General features: G+C 59.9%; 19 protein-coding genes. 12 read left to right on the top strand and 7 right to left on the bottom strand.

From position 1 onward, the window contains the following. Positions 1-65 precede the first annotated feature (65 nt). The 4 genes from secD to O6760_RS24045 are packed head-to-tail and all read left to right on the top strand — an operon-like array spanning position 66 to position 3,912. On the top strand, positions 66-1,676 hold the full coding sequence (gene secD, locus O6760_RS24060; protein ID WP_269582187.1) for a protein translocase subunit SecD: 1,611 nt from the start codon (positions 66-68) through the stop codon (positions 1,674-1,676). A gap of 16 nt (positions 1,677-1,692) precedes the next feature. Further along, a complete protein-coding gene (secF, locus tag O6760_RS24055; protein WP_269582186.1) occupies positions 1,693-2,643 on the top strand; it encodes a protein translocase subunit SecF in 951 nt (316 codons plus the stop codon). Positions 2,644-2,655: 12 nt separating this feature from the next. Next, positions 2,656-3,033 carry an Mth938-like domain-containing protein gene (locus tag O6760_RS24050; protein WP_269582185.1) on the top strand — a complete coding sequence of 126 codons (378 nt, stop codon included), beginning with the start codon at positions 2,656-2,658 and terminating at the stop codon, positions 3,031-3,033. 27 nt (positions 3,034-3,060) lie between these two features. Continuing rightward, a complete protein-coding gene (locus O6760_RS24045) occupies positions 3,061-3,912 on the top strand; it encodes a phytoene/squalene synthase family protein (protein ID WP_269582184.1) in 852 nt (283 codons plus the stop codon). A gap of 42 nt (positions 3,913-3,954) precedes the next feature. Here the strand turns inward: O6760_RS24045 and trmFO are convergent, their stop codons facing one another. The 5 genes from trmFO to uvrA all read right to left on the bottom strand — a co-directional run bounded on the left by trmFO (position 3,955) and on the right by uvrA (position 9,927). Then, positions 3,955-5,370 (bottom strand): methylenetetrahydrofolate--tRNA-(uracil(54)-C(5))-methyltransferase (FADH(2)-oxidizing) TrmFO, encoded by a 1,416-nt coding sequence (gene trmFO / locus O6760_RS24040; RefSeq protein ID WP_269582183.1) that lies wholly within the window; start codon positions 5,368-5,370, stop codon positions 3,955-3,957. Positions 5,371-5,658: 288 nt separating this feature from the next. Then, the gene (locus tag O6760_RS24035) at positions 5,659-5,808 is read right to left on the bottom strand and encodes a DUF1127 domain-containing protein (RefSeq protein WP_269582182.1); all 150 of its coding nucleotides are present in this window, start codon (positions 5,806-5,808) and stop codon (positions 5,659-5,661) included. A gap of 371 nt (positions 5,809-6,179) precedes the next feature. Continuing rightward, positions 6,180-6,404: a DUF6429 family protein gene (locus O6760_RS24030; protein ID WP_269582181.1), complete on the bottom strand. Its 225-nt coding sequence runs from the start codon at positions 6,402-6,404 to the stop codon at positions 6,180-6,182. A 220-nt stretch (positions 6,405-6,624) separates the two neighbouring features. Beyond that, the gene (locus O6760_RS24025) at positions 6,625-6,774 is read right to left on the bottom strand and encodes a DUF1127 domain-containing protein (RefSeq protein WP_269582180.1); all 150 of its coding nucleotides are present in this window, start codon (positions 6,772-6,774) and stop codon (positions 6,625-6,627) included. Positions 6,775-7,017: 243 nt separating this feature from the next. Continuing rightward, positions 7,018-9,927, bottom strand: a complete 2,910-nt coding sequence (gene uvrA / locus O6760_RS24020) for an excinuclease ABC subunit UvrA (protein ID WP_442969937.1) — start codon at positions 9,925-9,927, stop codon at positions 7,018-7,020. Positions 9,928-10,516: 589 nt separating this feature from the next. Here uvrA and O6760_RS24015 point away from each other — a divergent pair. Next, a complete protein-coding gene (locus O6760_RS24015) occupies positions 10,517-11,071 on the top strand; it encodes a single-stranded DNA-binding protein (protein ID WP_269582179.1) in 555 nt (184 codons plus the stop codon). 55 nt (positions 11,072-11,126) lie between these two features. Here O6760_RS24015 and O6760_RS24010 read toward each other — a convergent pair whose 3' ends face one another. Beyond that, positions 11,127-11,603, bottom strand: a complete 477-nt coding sequence (locus tag O6760_RS24010; RefSeq protein ID WP_269582178.1) for a hypothetical protein — start codon at positions 11,601-11,603, stop codon at positions 11,127-11,129. A 543-nt stretch (positions 11,604-12,146) separates the two neighbouring features. Here O6760_RS24010 and O6760_RS24005 point away from each other — a divergent pair. After that, a complete protein-coding gene (locus O6760_RS24005; protein ID WP_269582177.1) occupies positions 12,147-14,072 on the top strand; it encodes a L,D-transpeptidase family protein in 1,926 nt (641 codons plus the stop codon). Between the two features lie 54 nt (positions 14,073-14,126). Here O6760_RS24005 and O6760_RS24000 read toward each other — a convergent pair whose 3' ends face one another. Then, on the bottom strand, positions 14,127-15,206 hold the full coding sequence (locus tag O6760_RS24000) for a zinc ABC transporter substrate-binding protein (RefSeq protein WP_269582176.1): 1,080 nt from the start codon (positions 15,204-15,206) through the stop codon (positions 14,127-14,129). A 168-nt stretch (positions 15,207-15,374) separates the two neighbouring features. Between O6760_RS24000 and O6760_RS23995 the strand changes: the two genes are divergently transcribed. From O6760_RS23995 to paaD, 6 genes are all read left to right on the top strand, one after another. Continuing rightward, positions 15,375-16,235 carry a PaaX family transcriptional regulator gene (locus tag O6760_RS23995; protein WP_269582175.1) on the top strand — a complete coding sequence of 287 codons (861 nt, stop codon included), beginning with the start codon at positions 15,375-15,377 and terminating at the stop codon, positions 16,233-16,235. A gap of 129 nt (positions 16,236-16,364) precedes the next feature. Next, positions 16,365-17,357 (top strand): 1,2-phenylacetyl-CoA epoxidase subunit PaaA, encoded by a 993-nt coding sequence (gene paaA / locus O6760_RS23990; protein ID WP_269582174.1) that lies wholly within the window; start codon positions 16,365-16,367, stop codon positions 17,355-17,357. 7 nt (positions 17,358-17,364) lie between these two features. Then, positions 17,365-17,760: a DUF3291 domain-containing protein gene (locus tag O6760_RS23985; RefSeq protein ID WP_269582173.1), complete on the top strand. Its 396-nt coding sequence runs from the start codon at positions 17,365-17,367 to the stop codon at positions 17,758-17,760. 107 nt (positions 17,761-17,867) lie between these two features. Then, the gene (paaB, locus tag O6760_RS23980) at positions 17,868-18,152 is read left to right on the top strand and encodes a 1,2-phenylacetyl-CoA epoxidase subunit PaaB (protein ID WP_248151048.1); all 285 of its coding nucleotides are present in this window, start codon (positions 17,868-17,870) and stop codon (positions 18,150-18,152) included. After that, positions 18,152-18,928, top strand: coding sequence for a 1,2-phenylacetyl-CoA epoxidase subunit PaaC (gene paaC, locus O6760_RS23975; protein WP_269582172.1), 777 nt, complete (start codon positions 18,152-18,154; stop codon positions 18,926-18,928). Before paaB ends, paaC begins: the two co-directional genes overlap by 1 nt. 4 nt (positions 18,929-18,932) lie before the next feature. Next, positions 18,933-19,445: a 1,2-phenylacetyl-CoA epoxidase subunit PaaD gene (gene paaD / locus O6760_RS23970; RefSeq protein WP_269582171.1), complete on the top strand. Its 513-nt coding sequence runs from the start codon at positions 18,933-18,935 to the stop codon at positions 19,443-19,445. Positions 19,446-19,462 lie beyond the last annotated feature (17 nt).

Genomic DNA, 19,462 nt, shown 5'->3' with positions numbered 1-19,462 from the left:
CGCGCCGCTTTGATGATTATGCCGGGCCGGTTCCAGATCGGCCTGGCCGCTTTTAAGGCTTGACCATGCTCTATTTCGCCCGCTGGAAGATCGTGCTGATCCTGCTTGTGGTTGCCGCAGGCATCATAACGACTCTGCCGAATTTCTTCTCCGCCAAACAGCTTGAAAGCTGGCCGGATTTCCTTCCCAAAAGCCAGATGGTTCTCGGCCTTGACCTTCGGGGCGGTGCCTATCTGCTCTACGAGATCGATCAGAAGGACTACATCCAGAAGCGCATGAAGCAACTGGAAGGAGAGATCCGCACGGCTCTGCGGGAAGATCCCCGGATCGGTTACACAGGCCTTGGCGTGCAGGGCGAAGCGGCCCAGGTGCGTATCCGCGACCTGACCCGCCTCCAGGAAGCAGAGGAACGGTTGCAGCCGCTGGTCAATCCGCTGGTCACCAACCTGTTCGGTGGGCAGCCCGTCAACGAATTTGACATCAGCGTCAACGAAAACGGACTGGTTCGCTTCACCTATTCGGAGCAGGGCCTCGAGGACCGGATGACCAACATTGTCCAGCAGTCCATCGAGGTCATCCGCCGCCGCGTCGACGAACTTGGCACGACCGAACCGAGCATCCAGCGGCAGGGAGCGGACAGGATCCTGGTGGAAGCACCGGGTGAGGATGATCCGGAACTTCTCAAGGATGTCATCGGGACGACCGCCGTGCTGACATTCCACATGGTCGACACGTCGATGACCGGTGAACAGGCCATGCAGACCCGACCGCCGGTCGGAACAGTAGTCATGATGTCGGTCGACGATCCGCCTTTCCCGTATTTGCTGGAAGAAGCTCCGCTTCTGTCGGGAGAGGATCTCGTCGATGCACAGGTGGCCTTTGATCAGCGGTCAAACGAACCCGTTGTGAATTTCCGCTTCAACCAGTCCGGTGCGCGCAAGTTTGCGCTGATCACGCAGCAGAACGTCAACAGGCCGTTCGCGATTGTCCTCGACGAGGAAGTCATTTCGGCACCGGTCATTCGCGAGCCCATTACCGGCGGTTCGGGACAGATCTCGGGCAACTTCACCGTCGACAGCGCCAACAATCTGGCGGTTCTGCTGCGCGCCGGTGCGCTTCCCGCCAAATTGACGGTCATCGAGGAACGTTCCATCGGTCCGGGTCTTGGCGCCGATTCCATCGAAGCCGGCAAACTGGCCTCGATCATCGGCGGCATTGCCGTGATCGTGTTCATGATCCTGGCCTATGGCAGGTTCGGTATCATTGCCGACCTGGCGCTTCTGGCGAACATCTTCCTGATCTTCGGGGCGCTGACCTTCCTGCAGGCGACGCTCACGTTGCCGGGCATCGCGGGCATCGTGCTGACCATCGGTATGGCGGTGGATGCCAACGTCCTGATCTTCGAGCGCATACGCGAGGAAGCCAGGGCAGGAAGATCGGTGATCTCGGCCATCGACGCCGGTTACAGCCGGGCGCTCGGGACGATCCTCGATGCCAACATCACGACGCTGATCGCGGCTGTGATCCTGTTCCAGCTCGGTTCCGGTCCGGTGCGCGGCTTCGCAGTGACGCTGGCAATCGGTATCTTTACCACCGTGTTCTCGGCCTTCACGTTCAGCCGGCTGCTTGTGGCTCTTTGGATCCGCCAGCGCCGTCCGTCCAAATTGCCGATCTGATCCGGGAGACAATCAAATGTTGCTGAGACTCGTTCCGGACAACACCAAAATCAAATTCATGTGGCTGCGGAAAGTCAGTTTTCCGCTGTCCATCCTGTTGGTGGTTGCATCGCTCGCCGGCTTCTTCATGGTCGGCCTGAATTACGGCATCGATTTCAAGGGCGGCACGATCATTGAAATCAAGACCGACGGCCCCGCCGATGTCGGCTCCATCCGCGCTCAGCTTTCCGAGCTCAATCTGGGTGACGTTCAGGTCCAGGAATTCGGTGCCTCGGATGACATCCTGATCCGTGTCGAGGAACAGCCGGGCGGCGAGTTGGCCCAGCAATCGGTTGTCAGCCGGGTGCGTACCATCTTCGAAGGCCAGAATGTCGACTTCCGCCGTGTGGAAGTGGTTGGCCCGCGTGTTTCCGGCGAACTGGCCCAGGCCGGGGCAATTGCCGTGATCGCGTCTCTGCTGGCGATCCTGTTCTACATCTGGTTCCGGTTCGAATGGCAGTTCGCGCTCGGAGCGATCCTGACCACCGCCAATGACGTCGTCATCACGGTCGGATTGTTCGTCCTGTTGCAACTCGACTTCTCGCTGTCCAGTATTGCGGCCGTGCTGACGATCATCGGTTATTCGCTCAACGATACCGTCGTGGTGTATGACCGTATTCGAGAGAACCTGCGAAAATACAAGAAGCGCCCCTTGCAGGACATTCTTGACCAGTCGATCAACGAGACGCTCTCGCGCACGACCATGACTTCCGTCACCACGCTGCTGGCGCTGTTTGCGCTCTACATTTTCGGCGGCGAAGTGATCCAGTCCTTCACGCTTGCCATGATCTTCGGCATCGTGATCGGCACCTACTCGTCGATCTTCCTGGCGGCACCGTTCCTGATCCTTTTCAACCTCAGGCCCGACGCACTCGACAAGAAGGACGACGACGGCAAGGAGGGGACAGAAGCCAAGGCGTCTGTCTAGGAACCGCTGCGAATGGAAATTCGAGACGCGCATTTTCCCGGCCGGGCGCCGCTGGATGCCTATGGCAACGGCGGCTTCCGGTTCGCGGACATGTCCCATCGAGGCTCCCTGCTTTGCATCCCGAGCGGGATTTACGGCTGGGCGGTTACCGAACCGGCCGACTTTTCCGAAGACGCCTTTCAGAAGGTCTTTGAGGAACAGGCGGATATCGAAGTGCTGCTGGTGGGAACCGGCCGGGAACTGTGTCCGCTACCGGCGTTTTTGAAGGAACGGTTCCGCGAGGCGGGGATCCTGGCGGATCCGATGTCGACAGGCGCAGCGGTGCGCACCTACAACGTGCTCCTTTCAGAAGACCGCGCGGTTGCCACCGCTCTCCTGGCAGTGGACTGAGGTCTCCGGAATGCCATATGTGCGGTTATGACCACTGATTTCGACCTCGCGGCCGACGTTGTGCGCCAGTATGACAAGGATCGTTATCTGAGCGCGCTCCTGGCACCCGAAGCGCACCGCCCCGGATTGATGGCGCTTTATGCGTTCAACACCGAGATCGCCCGGATCCGCGAACTGGTTTCAGAGCCGCTGCCGGGCGAGGTCCGGCTGCAGTGGTGGCGTGATCTTCTGGCGGGAACCGAGCACGGAGCGGTTGCCTCGAACCCGGTTGCCAACGCGCTGCTTCGGACCATCGACACCTATAACCTTCCCAAGCAGGGCCTGGTCGCCATGACCGAAGCGCGGGTGTTCGATCTCTACAACGACCAGATGCCCAGCCTGAACGATCTGGAGGGCTATGCCGGAGAAACCGTCTCGGGACTGATCCAGCTCGCCTGCCTGGTCCTGAACGGCGGGGAAGACCCGGGAACCGCGACAGCGGCGGGGCATGCAGGTGTCGCCTATGCTCTGACGGGATTGATGCGTGCGTTGCCATGGCACGCTTCCCGCCGGCAGATGTACCTGCCACAGGATATCTGTTCCAGGCACAATCTCGATCAGGAAACCGTCTTCCGTGGGGAAACCACCCCGGAACTCAACGCCGTGTTGGCCGAGTTGCGTGGCCATGTTCGCCATCACCTTGGGCGCGTACGTCAGGTCGCTGCGGAGGTTCCAGAAGATTGCGAACCGGCTTTCCTGCCGCTGGTCCTTGTCGAGCCGTTTTTGAAAAAGCTCGAAGCGCCTGAATTCGACCCGCTGAAACAGGTCGCGGAAGTGTCGCAGTTGCGCCGCCAGTGGCTGCTCTGGCGGGCGTCCGGGTCTGTCATGAAACGGATCTGACCGTCCCGGCGTTTTTCATTTTCAGGTGAACTGCAGGCGGCGTTATTCGGCAGCCTGGTTCCGCAGGCCCACAGATGCCCGCCACACGGAAAAGTCTTCCTTGGCGCGTCTGGTCATGGCGAGTTTCTTGGCGCGCGCCTTGTCCTTGCCCTTCAACCGATTGCCGTCAGCGTCCCTGGTCGGCGCCTCGATCGGCGGAAAAAGACCAAAATTGACATTCATCGGCTGAAACGACCCCGGCTTTCCGGCCCCGTCCTCGCGCGTAATATGCCCGCCGGTGATGTGGCCGAGCAGGGCGCCCATGGCGGAGGTTTCGGGTGGCGGCACGATGTCCTGGCCGCGCGCTTCCATCACCTCGAACAGGCCGGCGAGACAGCCGACGCTGGCCGATTCCACATAGCCCTCGCAACCGGTGATCTGGCCGGCGAAACGAAGACGCGGGTCGGCCTTCAGACGAAGGCCGTGATCCAGCACTTTCGGCGAATTCAGAAAGGTGTTGCGGTGCAGACCGCCGAGCCGCGCGAACTGTGCGTCTTCGAGACCCGGGATCATGCGGAAGATATCCGCTTGCGCGCCGTATTTCAGCTTCGTCTGGAACCCGACCATGTTGTAGAGCGTGCCGAGCGCGTTGTCCTGGCGCAGCTGCACGACGGCATAGGCCTTGACGTCCGGATTGTGGGCGTTGGTCAGCCCCATCGGTTTCATCGGCCCATGGCGCAGGGTTTCCCGGCCGCGGGACGCCATGACCTCGATGGGCAGGCAACCGTCGAAATAGGGTGTGCCCTCCCATTCCTTGAAGTCGGCCGTTTCCCCGGCCAGCAAGGCATCGATAAAGGCCTCGTACTGGTCCCGGTCCATCGGGCAGTTGAGGTAATCCTTGCCCGTTCCCCCCGGTCCGACCTTGTCATAGCGCGACTGGAACCAGGCCTTTGACAGGTCAACGCTGTCGAAATGCACGATCGGGGCGATGGCGTCGAAGAAGGCGAGCGCGTCCTCACCGCTTTTTTCCAGGACTGCCTCGGACAGGGCAGGCGACGTCAGCGGCCCGGTGGCGATGATGACCTTGTCCCAGTCTTCCGGGGGAAGACCGGCTATTTCCTGGCGCTCGATCGAAATACGCGGATGGCTTTCCAGCGCATGTGTCACGGCATTGGAAAATCCGTCCCGGTCAACAGCAAGCGCACTGCCGGCCGGCACCTGGTGCGCGTCGGCACAGGTCATGATCAGCGAACCGAGCTGGCGCAATTCGTGATGAATCAGGCCGACGGCATTCTGCTCCGAATCGTCGGAGCGGAAAGAATTGGAACAGACCAGCTCCGCGAGTCCGTCGGTCTGGTGCGCATCGGTTTTGCGCACCGGCCGCATTTCATGGAGCACAACGTCCAGGCCCGCTTGCGCGATCTGCCATGCCGCTTCCGATCCGGCAAGGCCGCCGCCGATGATATGGATGGGGGTCATTATTCGTCCCTGGGACAAGCCGGCAAGTCAATGGATGCCACCTGGCACGCGATTGCCGATCCTCTGTATTGAGTGACCTGATACAGAGTCCGGTCCATTTCCGCAACGGGCAACCGACGTCTGGCCACTGGTGGGGCACGCGGACTTCCGGGAGATCACCCCGAACACAAAAAAACGCCTGCCGGTGGGAGGAGGATCCGGCAGGCGCTTTTTGAAGTCTGCGCCCGAAGGTGCAGATGGTGCGATCCGTTGGCTGGGAGGAGGATGCCGCGGGATCGCGAAACTGACTTACTTTGCGGACATGCGCGCGTAACGGGCGATGTCGGCACGGGCAATGCCCAGGTCGTTCAGTTCGCGGTTGGACAGGTTGGACAGCTCGTCATAGGTCTGACGGAAGCGTTTCCAGTTGTTGAATTTGCGAACAACGTTATCGATCATGGTTTAGGCCTTTCGCTTTATCTCTTGGCCATGGCACCGCGGATCGGCGTCTGGCCCGTTCATCGTTGATGATTGGAAGATAGGGACTTTGTGCAGTGCGAGGTAGAGGGCAAATCGCGAAGCAGGTATGCATTTTTTGCAGATTAATAACCGGTTAAAGGGCTTGAAATGCCACAATTGCCCGCATCAAACGCATAACAGGCGAAATATTCATCTCGCATGTGCGAGATAAAATGTTCTCCAGAAAGCCCGTTTTCGAACAGCTGGCCAGGGCCGGTCTTTCGAAAGACCGGGCGGGTTTGAGTTGGCGAGGCTGCACCGGGTGTCCTCAGCCCGGCGACAAGGCCGGGCAAAGTTGTTGCTCCAGGGGCCTATGTGGAAAAGAGCTGTTCGAAAAGTTCTTTGGACCGCTTGAGCCCATCCTCCGTCAACCACACGGATTTGGTCTTGCCAACCGGGTCGCTGATATAGCCTTTTTCATGCAAACGTCCCAGCACGTCCCAGTCATGGCCTTTCCAGGCTCTTTGTCCGTCATGCAGCGTCAGGGTCAGAAGAGCCAGAACGGCGTCGTCGATCTTGTTGGAATCAATGGACATTGAAGGTCTCCATCAGCAGATGAATACATCTGTAGATTAGAGACATGACTGAAAGTGCTGTTCAAATGAAAATCAAGCGCCAGACAAACGAACGCCCGCCAGTGGGAGGAGGTACTGGCGGGCGTCGTTTCGACGTGACAGGGCTGGGAGGAGGATGCCCTGCGTGTCACACGCCCGTCGGCTGGGAGGAGGATGCCTAGGGACGCGATCTCTAAATGTGTTAGCCGATCTGACGGCGAGCGATAAACTTGATATCGCTCCGGCTGATGCCGAGGTCGGCAAGCTCACGCGAGGACAGGCGGGACAGTTCGTCGACCGCGCGGCGGTAGCTTACCCAGTTGCTGTAGCGTTGGCGCACTGTGTCAAACATTTTGTTTTCCTTATTAACCGAAACGCCTCAGCGTTCCGCGCCGTTGTTGATACCTATATATTTCACCGCTCGAATTAAAAGAAGTGCCATCTCTGCATGCCTGTCATGCACGTGGTGCAATGCAGCAAAGAAAATCCAGACTGGTCGAGGTGATTCGAAAAACACCCGTAAAAACAAACAGCAGCATTCAGTGTGCACTGCACATAGAATGCTGCCGTTGGGGAAAGCGCCTGCTGCTTTGTGCTATTCCGCCGCGTCCGGTGTGCGCTGAGGACGCCGCTGCAGAAGTTCCTGCAGAAATTGGCCGGTGTAGCTTTCCGCCACCTCGGCAACATCCTCCGGACGCCCGGCCGCGACGACTGTTCCGCCGCCGTCGCCGCCTTCCGGGCCGAGATCGACAATCCAGTCCGCCGTCTTGATGACTTCAAGATTGTGCTCGATCACCAGCACCGTGTTGCCCTGGTCGACGAGTTCATGCAGCACGTCGAGCAACTTGGCCACGTCATGGAAATGCAGACCGGTGGTTGGTTCATCCAGGATATAGAGCGTGCGTCCCGTCGAGCGCTTGGACAGTTCCTTGGCGAGCTTGACCCGCTGCGCCTCGCCACCGGACAAGGTCGTGGCCTGCTGCCCGACCTTGATATAGCCGAGCCCGACGCGCGCCAGCGTTTCCATCTTGTCGCGCACCGCCGGTACCGCGGAGAAGAAGTCAGCGGCTTCTTCCACCGTCATGTCGAGAACATCGGCAATCGACTTGCCCTTGAATTCGACTTCCAGGGTTTCACGATTGTAGCGCTTGCCCTTGCAGACGTCGCAGGTGACATAGACGTCGGGCAGGAAGTGCATCTCGATCTTGATGACACCGTCGCCCTGACAGGCTTCGCAGCGTCCGCCCTTGACGTTGAACGAGAACCGGCCCGGCTGATACCCACGCGCCTTGGCCTCCGGCATGCCTGCGAACCATTCACGGATCGGCGTGAAGGCGCCGGTATAGGTGGCCGGGTTGGAGCGCGGCGTGCGCCCGATCGGCGACTGGTCGATGTCAATCACCTTGTCGAGAACTTCCAGTCCCTCGATCCGGTCGTGCGGTGCCGGATTGTCGCGCGCACCGTTGAGTCTGCGCGCCGCCGCCTTGTAGAGCGTGTCGATCAGGAAGGTGGACTTGCCGCCACCGGACACCCCTGTCACGCAGGTGAACGTGCTCAGCGGCACGTCGACGTCAATGTCCTTCAGGTTGTTGCCGCGTGCGCCCTTGACCGAAATCCGGCGTTTCTTGTTGATCTTGCGGCGGCCGTCCGCGCGCGAAATCATCATGGCACCCGACAGGTATTGCCCGGTCAGCGATGCGGGCGTGGCCATGATCTCCGACGGCGTGCCTTTGGCGATGACTTCGCCGCCGTGCACACCCGCGCCCGGACCGACATCCACCACGTAGTCGGCGGTCAGGACGGCATCCTCGTCATGTTCGACCACAATGACCGTGTTGCCGAGATCGCGCAGGTGCTTGAGCGTTTCGAGCAGCCTGGCATTGTCGCGCTGGTGTAGGCCGATAGACGGCTCGTCCAGAACGTAAAGTACGCCTGTCAGGCCGGACCCGATCTGGGAGGCCAGCCGGATGCGCTGGCTTTCACCGCCCGACAGCGTTCCGGAGGCGCGAGACAGCGTCAGATATTCCAGACCGACATCGTTGAGGAATTTGAGCCGTTCGCGAATTTCCTTCAGGATCCGTCCGGCGATCTCGCTCTGCTTGTCGTTCAGCTGGGCCGGAAGGGCCTCGAACCAGTCGCTGGCCTGGCGAATGGAGAATTCCGTCACCTGGCCGATGTGATGCTTGGCGATCTTGACGGCAAGGGCTTCGGGTTTCAGGCGGAAGCCGTTACAGGCCGGACAGGCATGGTCGGACTGGAACCGCGCCAGTTCCTCGCGCACCCAGGTGGATTCGGTTTCACGCCAGCGGCGCTCGATATTGCCGATGACACCTTCAAAGGTCTTTTCCGTCCGGTAGGAGCGAACGCCGTCGTCATAGACGAACTCGATCTTGGCCTTGCCGGTACCGTGCAGGATCGCATCCTGAACCTCCGACGGAAGATCCTTCCAGGGCGTTGCCATGGAAATGTCGAAATGGCTGCACAGGGCTTCGAGCGTCTGGGCGTAATAGGGCGAGGTTGATCCTGTCTTGGCCCAGGGCAACACGGCGCCTTCGCGCAGCGACAGGGAATGATCCGGGACGACAAGGTCCTCCTCGAACGCAAGCGTGGTGCCGAGCCCGTCGCAGGTCGGGCAGGCGCCGAACGGATTGTTGAAGGAAAACAGCCTGGGTTCGATTTCCGCAATGGTGAAACCCGACACCGGACAGGCAAATTTCTCCGAGAAGATCAGGCGTTCCGGATCCCCGTTCTCGTCCGTCTTGTCGGCAAATTCCGCGATCGCGATGCCATCGGCCAGCTTGAGTGCTGTCTCCAGGGAATCCGCCAGTCTGCCGGCGATATCGTCGCGCACGACCAGACGGTCCACGACCACATCGATGTCGTGTTTGAATTTCTTGTCGAGGGCAGGGGCGTCCGCGATTTCGTAGAACGTTCCGTCGATCTTGACGCGCTGGAAGCCCTTTTTCATGAGCTCGGCGAGTTCCTTGCGATATTCTCCCTTGCGGCCGCGCACCATCGGGGCGAGCAGATAGAGCCTGGCGCCATCCTCAAGGCCGAGAACACGGTCGACCATCTGGCTGACGGTCTGGCTTTCGATCGGCAGGTCGGTCGCCGGGGAATAGGGGATACCGACACGCGCGAACAGCAGCCGCATGTAGTCATAGATCTCGGTCACCGTACCGACGGTCGAACGCGGGTTGCGCGAGGTTGTCTTCTGCTCGATGGAGATCGCCGGAGACAGACCGTCAATCTGGTCGACATCCGGCTTTTGCATCATCTCCAGGAACTGGCGGGCATAAGCGGACAGGCTCTCGACGTAGCGACGCTGGCCCTCGGCATAGATCGTGTCGAAGGCAAGCGAGGACTTGCCTGACCCGGAAAGACCCGTCATCACGATCAGCTTGTTCCGGGGCAGGTCGAGATCGACGCCCTTCAGATTGTGTTCCCGCGCACCGCGGATGCTGAGCATCTTGGTGGGGTCGTCCTTCCAGGATTCATCCGGCATTGCGCCCTTGGATGTGTTCATTGCAGTTCTTCCTGACCTCATGCGCGTGCTGCCGGTCGCGCGACGCCGTGCGCGCAGTTTCCCGTCACGTATCTGTCCGTTTGCCCCGATATAGCAGTTTAGCGCGCCGCTTCCAGTAAGGCGTTTTCCGGTAGCCTTCAAAATACGGCACTGGCTGCTCTGGCTGATTGAATCGGTTTTACAGAAATGATAAGAACAAAACAAGTACGGTAAGCTGCGATACGTCAGTAGGAAAGTGCCGGAGACGCCGGAACGCGCCGCAATGACCGGCTCCCGTTCCTGACAAGGCCGGTGCAGGCGGTCGGAACAAAAGCGGCGCAAAATGTAACCGGATGCAATCACGGGTGGAGGTCGTGCAGCTTGAGCGGAAAATATGCATGGCAATAGGCCGCAGCAGGCCCGCTGCCTTGTGGAAAATGGGTGCCGGGCCAGAAAAATGCAGGCGCAGCTGTTGGCTGGCCGCTAGGGTTCTGGTTTCTAGCAGCATGGCTTGAAGCGCGATGGAACGGCCAAGCAAGGCCGATGTCTCAACAATGGCAGCATCGCGCGTGAACAACAGGAGTGCAGAATGGCGGGCAGCGTCAACAAAGTCATTTTGGTCGGCAATCTGGGTGCCGATCCGGAAATCCGCCGCACGCAGGACGGGCGTCCCATCGCCAACCTGCGTATTGCAACGTCAGAATCCTGGCGCGACCGCAACACCGGCGAGCGCCGGGAAAAAACCGAATGGCACCGTGTGGTGATCTTCAACGAAGGCCTCTGCAAGGTTGCCGAAAGCTATCTGCGCAAAGGGTCCAAGGTCTATCTCGAGGGACAGTTGCAGACCCGCAAATGGCAGGACCAGAGCGGCCAGGACCGGTACTCCACCGAAGTGGTCTTGCAGGGGTTCAACTCCAACCTGACCATGCTGGACGGCCGCGGTGAGGGCGCCGGCGGCGGTGGCGGTCTGCCCGACTACGGCAACGAAGGCCAGGGCGGTGGCGGCTTCGGCGGTGGATCCGGTGGCGGATTCAGCGGAGGCAGCAGCGGTGGAGGCTATGGCGGCGGATCAAGCAGCGGCGGCTTCGGCGGACCTTCCGGCGGTGGCGGCAGCGGGCCGATGGACGACGAAATTCCGTTCTGATCGGACTTTACCTGATTGGTGCGGTGGCTGGAATCGCCACCGCACGGAGTGCATTTCACCCGCCGATCGTCGGATCGTAGGGCGTGCGTGGATCGTCGATCCCTTGCAAATACTCTTCGGACGTTCCGAGCCCGCAGTGATAGACGGCTTCCTCGGCACTGGTGTCGCCGCCCGATATGGGTGCGCCGTTGTAGTGCGCCAGTTCGTGAATGATGGTTGCCAAAACCATCCAGCGGCCCATGTTGAAGGCCCTGTCACCAACCGCGATTTCGCCACTCGGCATATGGATTTCGCCGTGAAGCGGCGAAATGGTCGGGCCGTAATTCACCCAGATGCCGCTGTCTTTGATGAGGCTTGTGAGGCTGCGCCCCATGGGCAGCGTCCGGAAGTAGGCGTTGCAGGACGGGTTGTTCCCGACCATGCGGAAAAGCTTGCCGCGCGCCCATTTCAGCTGGGTATATTGGGAGATGTCGAAATTCTTGTATTTCAGGACCGGAGATACATGGTCTCCGACATTGAATTGGAACGGCATTAAGGTCTCCGGTGGTGTTTCACCATTTCGAGAGACCGGTTTAGGAAGCCTTTTGACCTTGCTGAGTGATGCGCGTCACAGCGTTGCGGATTGGCACTAATAACAGGTCATTTATCCGACTGTTTCGAGCCGGCACGGCGCGCGCTTCTGCCCAGGCGCAATTCAGGATGGAGGGGTTTGCCTCGTCTCTACCATAGGCTTATACAGGCGCGGCATTATCGTCACACCAAAGTGAATTCAAAACCTGTGCAAGACACGTGCCCTTAACCGACTGCACAGGCCTGATGTAGTATTAACCAGTTGCAAACGGGGCGTTGGCGTGGTTTCAGACAACGAAACCAATTTGCCGGCACCAGCGTGACACATTGCCCGGCTAAGTGGTTCGGGCTACGGTTTTCCTGGCAGGGAACGAACAAAGCCGGTTGCATCGGGCGCTGCGGCCGGCCCCAGAAGATTTAAACATTTCGGGTTGAGACAATGCGAGCAGATGAAGTCAAACATGGCGTGCGGGTCCGGGGCCATGCGCTGGCAGGACGAACGAAATTGTTCCTTGGAAATTCGCTGAAGGCCGGCCTTATGGCATCGGTGCTGGCGACCGGCTTCAGTTTCACCGCCGTTGAAACGGCCAGCGCCCAGAATTTTTTCCAACGCCTGTTCAATCCGGAACATCAGCGCAGGGAACAGGAACGTCTGCGGCAGGAGCAGCTCCGGCAAAAGGCCAGCAAGGCGAGGGTATCCGCGCCACGCTATCTGAACTACGTGCCGGACAGCTGGAAGCAGGTATCGCTCGAGGAACTGTCGGAGAAGAAAACCGCCGAAGTTCAGCCTGAGGCAGCCGTGGACGAAGCCGGTCAGCCCGTCCCCACCACGCAGGCGGACACCGCGCCTGCGGCACCGGTTGTGCTGACCGCCTTTGATGAGGCCCGACCGGCGCTGAAGGAAATGTCCCTGACCGTCCTGCCGGAAGTCGGCGACGCCCTGATTGCCTATTATCGGGAACACCCGGACTTCCTCTGGCTTGAGGACGGCAAGGCGACCGTCAAAGCCGCACAGCTGCGCCGGGCGCTCGCGGAAGCGGGCACTTTCGCGCTGAACCCGGACGACTATTTTGTCGCCCTGCCGGCGGCCTCCGGCCTGGAAGGCGCGGAACGCGACGCCGCCCTGATGCGTTTCGAAATGGAACTGAGTGCCGCTGCACTCACCTATGTGCTCGACGCGACGCGCGGCCGGGTCGATCCGAACCGGATCTCGCAATATCACGACCTTCCGCGCCACGAGGTCGATCTCGTGGCCGCGCTGGAACAGCTTGAAGGCGCAAGCGATGTCGCAACCGCGCTTTCCGGGCACCAGCCCCAGAACGAGCACTTCAAAAAACTGACCGCGGAACTGAAGCGCCTGAAGGCGGAGGACGAGGAAGCGGACCAGATCGTCATCGCTCCCGGCACATTCCTGAAGGCGGGCAAGTCCAGCCCCGAAATGAAGAATATCGTCGCGGCGATCGCAAAGAACGGGTCTGACGAGCTGCGGACTGCCCATGCCGAGACCCTGGAAGCCTATGACGATGGCGAGGTCTACACGCCGGAACTGGTCGCCCTGGTCAAGGCCTTCCAGAAGGAAGCCAAGCTGACACCAGACGGGATCGTGGGTAAAAACACCATCAAGGCCATGGTCGGCGAAACCAACGCGGCGAAGATTGCAAAGGTCGAACTGGCCATGGAGCGCAGCCGCTGGATTCCGGAAGAACTCGGCGAACGCAAGGTGTTCATCAACCAGGCCGCATTCACCGCAACCTATTTTGCGCCGGGCGAAGTGCCGTTGCAGATGCGTGTTGTCGTCGGCAAGAAGTCCAACCAGACCAACTTCTTCTACGACAAGATCGAGATCGTTGAGTACAATCCCTATTGGGGCGTGCCGTATTCGATCATTGTCAACGAAATGCTGCCGAAACTCGCCAACGATCCAAGTTACCTGGACCGCGCGGGTTATGAGGTCTCCACGCCGGGAGGACGCAAGGTGTCGTCGGCATCCGTCAACTGGTATGCAGTGGCCGCCAAGCAGCAATCCATCAATGTGAGGCAGTATCCCGGCCGTTCGAACGCGCTTGGTGAAGTCAAGATCCTGTTCCCGAACAAACACCACATCTACATGCACGACACGCCTTCGAAGAACCTCTTCAACAAAGACATGCGCGCCTTCAGCCATGGCTGCATCCGACTGCACGACCCGAAGGCCATGGCAGCCGCCGTGCTCGGCAAGTCCAAGGACTATGTGACCTCCCGCATCGCCCAGGGGCAGAACGAGCAGGAACAGGTCAACGGCGACATTCCGGTCTATGTTTCCTATTTCACGGCCTGGCCGGACCTCGACGGGTCGATCGGTTTCTACTCCGATGTCTACGACCGCGACCGGCACCTCCTGAAGGCTCTGGAAAAGACCGAAGCGGTGCGGGCCAAGGCACGACCGTCCTGAGCTGATCGCTTGTCACCAAGAAACAACCGCCGGCATTCGCCGGCGGTTTTTTTGTCAGCTCGATTGCTCAAGACAGTCCGTCAGGGCATCAGACAGGGTCTTGAGCAGATCCGGGTACAGATCCTTGCCATTGTTGAGCCGGGTTCCCAGCGGATCCAGAACGCCGGTCCGGGCATTGCTACCTTCCATGACCACATCAACCAGCTTCGCCTCGAACTGGGGCTCCTGGAAAACACATGACACATCGAGTTCCTTGATCCGGTTGCGAACCTGACCGATGCGCTCCGCGCTCGACAAGGTTTCCGGAGACACGGAGATCGCGCCGCTGGCCTCGAACTCAAAATGATGTTCGAAATGATGATAGGCATCGTGGAAGACGATGAATTTCCCGTCTTTTACTGCCTGGAGGCTGTCTTCGATATCCCGTTCCAGCGCTTCGATCCGGTTGCGGAAGGCCTCGGCATTTTCCCGGTAGGTTCCGGCATTGTCCGGATCGGCAGCGGCAAGTGTTTCGGCCATTTGTGCCGCGATGGCGATGCCGTTGTCTGGATTCAGCCAGATATGGGGGTCCCGAACCTCACCCGCATGGTCGTTGCCGTGGTCATGTTCCGTTTCAACATGCCCCTCCTGATCATCGTCATGATCTGAATCGGAATGTTCGTCATGCCCATGGTCATCGTGTCCGTGTTCCTCTTCGGCGTGATGCTCACCGTCCTCGTGATCATGCGCCTCGAAATTGGCGCCTTCCCGCAGGCCGAGATGGGAAATGCCGGGTACATCCATCATTTCGACCACTTCAGCACCGGTGGCCATGGAGGAGATCGGCTTGGCAAGGGACGCGGTCAAATCCGGCCCGATCCAGAACACCACGTCCGCGCCCTGCAGCAGAAACGCCTGGGACGGCTTCAGGGCAAAGCCGTGCGGAGACGCGGCGCCGTCGATCAGGATGTGAGGCTCGCCCACGCCTTCCATCACGGCCGCGGCAATGGAATGCAACGGCTTGATCGTGGTGACGACGGACGGCGCTTCAGCCATGGCGTCAAATGAGGTCGCGGCAAGGCTGCTGCAGAAAGCGGCTGACAACAGGCCGCGTTTGCCGAACCCGGCCAGGTGCCGGGAAAACTGGAATGTCATTGAGCGTGTCCAACATGATGTTACTTTATAACGCGTAACTATATAACGTTTCCAATTGAGAAGCGCAAGGGAGCATGAGGGCGTGTTGACAAGCACGATCAACGGGCCACTTGGTTTGAGGCTAGCGGACAGGTAAGGTCCTGCGAAAACAACTGGATCAATACCCGCATGCTCTCCAGCGCCGACAACATGGCAGTCAGTTTCCTGCGCTCAGGTCCGCCGAGGGCCGCCCAGCTTATCGTCACCATATATGGCGATATCGTCGAACCACGCGGCGGCGTGCTCTGGATGGGCGATCTCATCAGCTTGTGCGAGGGGTTCGGTGTCAATGAATCCCTCGTGCGCACCGCTGTTTCCCGACTTGTCTCAAAGGGGCAGCTAGCCGGTGAGCGGGAAGGGCGGCGCAGCTATTACGGCCTGACCGCCGCCGCACGGGAAGAGTACCACCTTGCCGCCGAGTTGTTTTTTGGCCCGGCAGATGGCGATTGCGGCTGGTTGCTGACGATATGTCCGGACCCGGATGAACAGGTGATCCTGCTCCGGAACGGGTTTGTTCAGCTCGGCGGTGCTGTCTTCGCGGGCGCCGACAGGCCGGCCCGGCCTCGACTGGGTACGGCTTTCCGTGCAAAAGCACTGGAACCGGATGCGGACGAGCTCCGGAATTTGATGGCGGCCGCCTTCCAGCTGGAGGATCTTTCCAGGGACTATGCCGGCTTTCTGGATCGGTTCGACGCGATGCGAGGTTTGGCGGGAAGCGATCTGCCGCCCAAGGCGGCGCTGCTCTGCCGTCTGGCTCTTGTTCATTCCTATCGTGAAATTCGCCTGCGCGATCCGAGGCTGCCGCTCGCCGCGCTGCCGGAACGCTGGCCGGGCTTTGCCGCAAGAGACCTGTTCGCGGACCTCTACCGTCAACTGTCCGCTCCGGCCGATGTCTATATCGGTGACCATCTGCTCGCAAGGCACGGTCCTTTGCCGGCGACACCCGAGGCCGTCCGCAAGCGCATAGCATCCCTGACGCCAACCCCTTGATTTCATGATAAAAACAGGGCTGGAACACGCGCGCTTTAAAAGCATCACAATATTTTTGAAAAACAGACTTCTTCTGTGACGTGTTGTACGGTATCTTCTTCGAAAGTCCACATGACGAGAGGAGGCGTCATGTACGCACAGATGGTGAAAACAGACGCGGACAAGGTGCGTGACATTTCCGAGATGTCCGCAGAGGAGCGCGCGTTTCAGGAACGCATCGACCGGGGCGAGAAGATCGAACCGACCGACTGGATGCCCGAAGGCTACCGTAAGACGCTGATCCGCCAGATTGGCCAGCACGCCCATTCAGAGATTGTCGGCCAGCTTCCGGAAGGCAACTGGATCACCCGGGCGCCGACGCTTGAGCGCAAGGCCATCCTTCTGGCCAAGGTTCAGGACGAGGCCGGCCACGGTCTTTATCTCTATTGTGCTGCCGAGACGCTCGGGGTCAGCAGGGACGAGCTGATCGACCTGCTGCACGAAGGCAAGATGAAATACTCATCGATCTTCAATTACCCGACGCTGACCTGGGCCGATATTGGTGCGGTTGGCTGGCTGGTGGACGGTGCGGCGATCATGAATCAGGTGCCGCTTCAGCGGACATCCTTCGGGCCTTATTCGCGCGCCATGATCCGTATCTGCAAGGAGGAGAGCTTCCACCAGCGCCAGGGCTTCGACATCATGATGAAGATGGCCAAAGGGACGGAAGCGCAACGCCGCATGGCACAGGATGCGCTTAACCGGTTCTGGTATCCGTCGCTCATGATGTTCGGTCCGTCGGACAGGGACTCTGTTCATTCCGCCCAGTCCATGGCCTGGAAGATCAAGATCAACACCAATGACGAACTCCGCCAGAAATTTGTCGATCAGACAGTGCCCCAGGCCGAATATCTCGGTTTGAGCATCCCGGATGAACATCTCGCGTGGAATGAGGAAAAGGGCGGCTACGATTTCTCCGAACCGGACTGGAGCGAATTTTTCGAGGTGCTGAAGGGCAACGGCCCATGCAACCGGGAACGCATGGAAGCACGGGTCAAGGCCTGGGAAGACGGCACCTGGGTGCGTGACGGCCTGATGGCCCATGCCGACAAGAGGGCTGCGGCCCGGGTTGCAGCGGAGTAGGGCGGACATGAGCGAATGTCATATTGCCGAATTGAATGTTGCCCGTCTCAAGCATGACATCAAAGATCCGTGCATTGCGGATTTCGTCAAGAATCACACACGGGTAAACGCCGCGGTGGACCGCAGCGAGGGGTTTGTCTGGCGCCTGAGGGACGAGGCGGGGTCCTCTGTTTCAATGACCGCTGAGACCGAGCCTATGGTGATCCAGAACCTGTCGGTGTGGCGTGGCGTGTCCTCGCTGGAAAACTTCGTCTTCAAGACGGTGCACAAGCGTTTCCATGACCGACTGGCGGAATGGTTCGAGATCATGGACAGGATGCATTTCGTGATGTGGCCGGTGGCCGTCGGCCACGAGCCGACACTGGAAGGAAGCCCGGCGGATGCTGGACCGGTACAACACTGACGGATCGACTGATCAGGCCATTGGCTGGGACCATGTGCCTGAAGCCGTTTTATGGCGCTCGGCGCGCTGCTCCGGCTCAGCCGCCTAAACTTCGGGAGAATTCAAGAATGAAAAAGGAATGGCCGCTTTGGGAGGTCTTCATCCGGGGGCAGCATGGCTTGAACCACCGGCATGTCGGATCCCTGCATGCACCGGACGCCGAAATGGCGATCAAGAATGCCCGCGACGTCTATACGCGCCGCAAGGAAGGTGTCTCCATATGGGTGGTGCCGTCCGCACAGATTTCCGCGTCGGACCCGGGCGCGAAGGACAGCCTGTTCGAGCCGTCGATGGACAAGATCTACAGACATCCGAGTTTTTATGACATTCCCGAAGACGTCGGGAAAATGTGATGGCCGACACGACCGATAAGATCGCGAACGATATTCTGTTCGAATGGCTCCTGCGAAGGGGTGACACCGCTCTGGTACTCGGCCATCGGGTCTCGGAGTGGTGCGGGCACTCGCCTGTGCTCGAAGAGGATATCGCGCTCGCTAATGTCGCGCTCGACTTGATCGGGCAGGCGCGCATGTGGCTCAGCCTGGCCGGTGAGGTCGAAGGCAAGGGGCGCGGCGAAAACGAACTCGCCTATCTGCGCGACGCCTGGGATTTCCGAAACGTGCTCCTGGCCGAGCAGCCCAATGGCGATTTCGGCAAGACCCTGATGCGCCAGTTCCTGATCGACGCGTTCCAGGTCCTGATGCTGAAAGCGCTGGAAGGTTCAGCGGACACAAGGATCGCAGCGATTGCCGCGAAGGCCGGCAAGGAAGCGGCCTACCACCTGGACCGGTCCGCTGATCTGGTCATCCGCCTCGGGGACGGCACGCCGGAAAGTCACCGGCGCATGCAGGACGCGCTTGACCAACTCTGGTCTTATACCGGCGAGCTGTTTGCTTCCGACGAGGTCGATGCCGCGATGTGCGCGGCCGGTCTGGCTCCCGACGCCAAGGAGCTGAGGGAAGACTGGCGGAAAACGGTCGACGAGGTTCTGTCCGAGGCAACACTGACACCGCCGGACTCCGATTTTGCCCATCTGGGCGGCCTGACAGGGCGACATTCGGAACATCTGGGACATCTGTTGGCCGAAATGCAGTTCCTGCAGCGGGCCTATCCCGGCGCCACCTGGTGACACCATGCCTGTACCGACTGAGACGGTCTGGAAATGGCTCGCCGATGTTCCGGATCCTGAAATTCCTGTCCTGTCGCTGACCGATCTCGGCGTGATCCGTGACGTCCACTGGCAGGACGAGACGCTCGTGGTCACGGTCACGCCGACCTATTCGGGCTGCCCCGCAACGGCGGTGATAAATCTGGACATCGAAACCAAGCTGCGGTCCTGCGGCATCGAAAAACTGCGCCTCGAACAGCAGCTCAGCCCGCCATGGACGACGGATTGGTTGAGCGAAAAGGGCCGCGAAAAACTGCGCAAATACGGCATCGCGCCGCCGGTGACGGGAACGGGAAGCACGAATGCGGCAGAGGGGCGCCTTGCCCGCCTCACCGGAGGTGGTGACTTCGCGGTTGCCTGTCCACGGTGCGGGTCTGAAGACACGGAAAAAATAAGCCAGTTCGGCTCCACCCCCTGTAAGGCGGCTTATCGGTGCCGGTCCTGCCTGGAGCCGTTCGACTATTTCAAATGCCATTAAACACGCCTTGAAGAGCA

The sequence above is a fragment of the Roseibium sp. Sym1 genome, from assembly GCF_027359675.1.
Taxonomy (GTDB): domain Bacteria; phylum Pseudomonadota; class Alphaproteobacteria; order Rhizobiales; family Stappiaceae; genus Roseibium.
The sequence above is the reverse complement of the archived record's forward strand: the minus strand, read 5'-3'. Positions and strand labels throughout refer to the sequence as shown.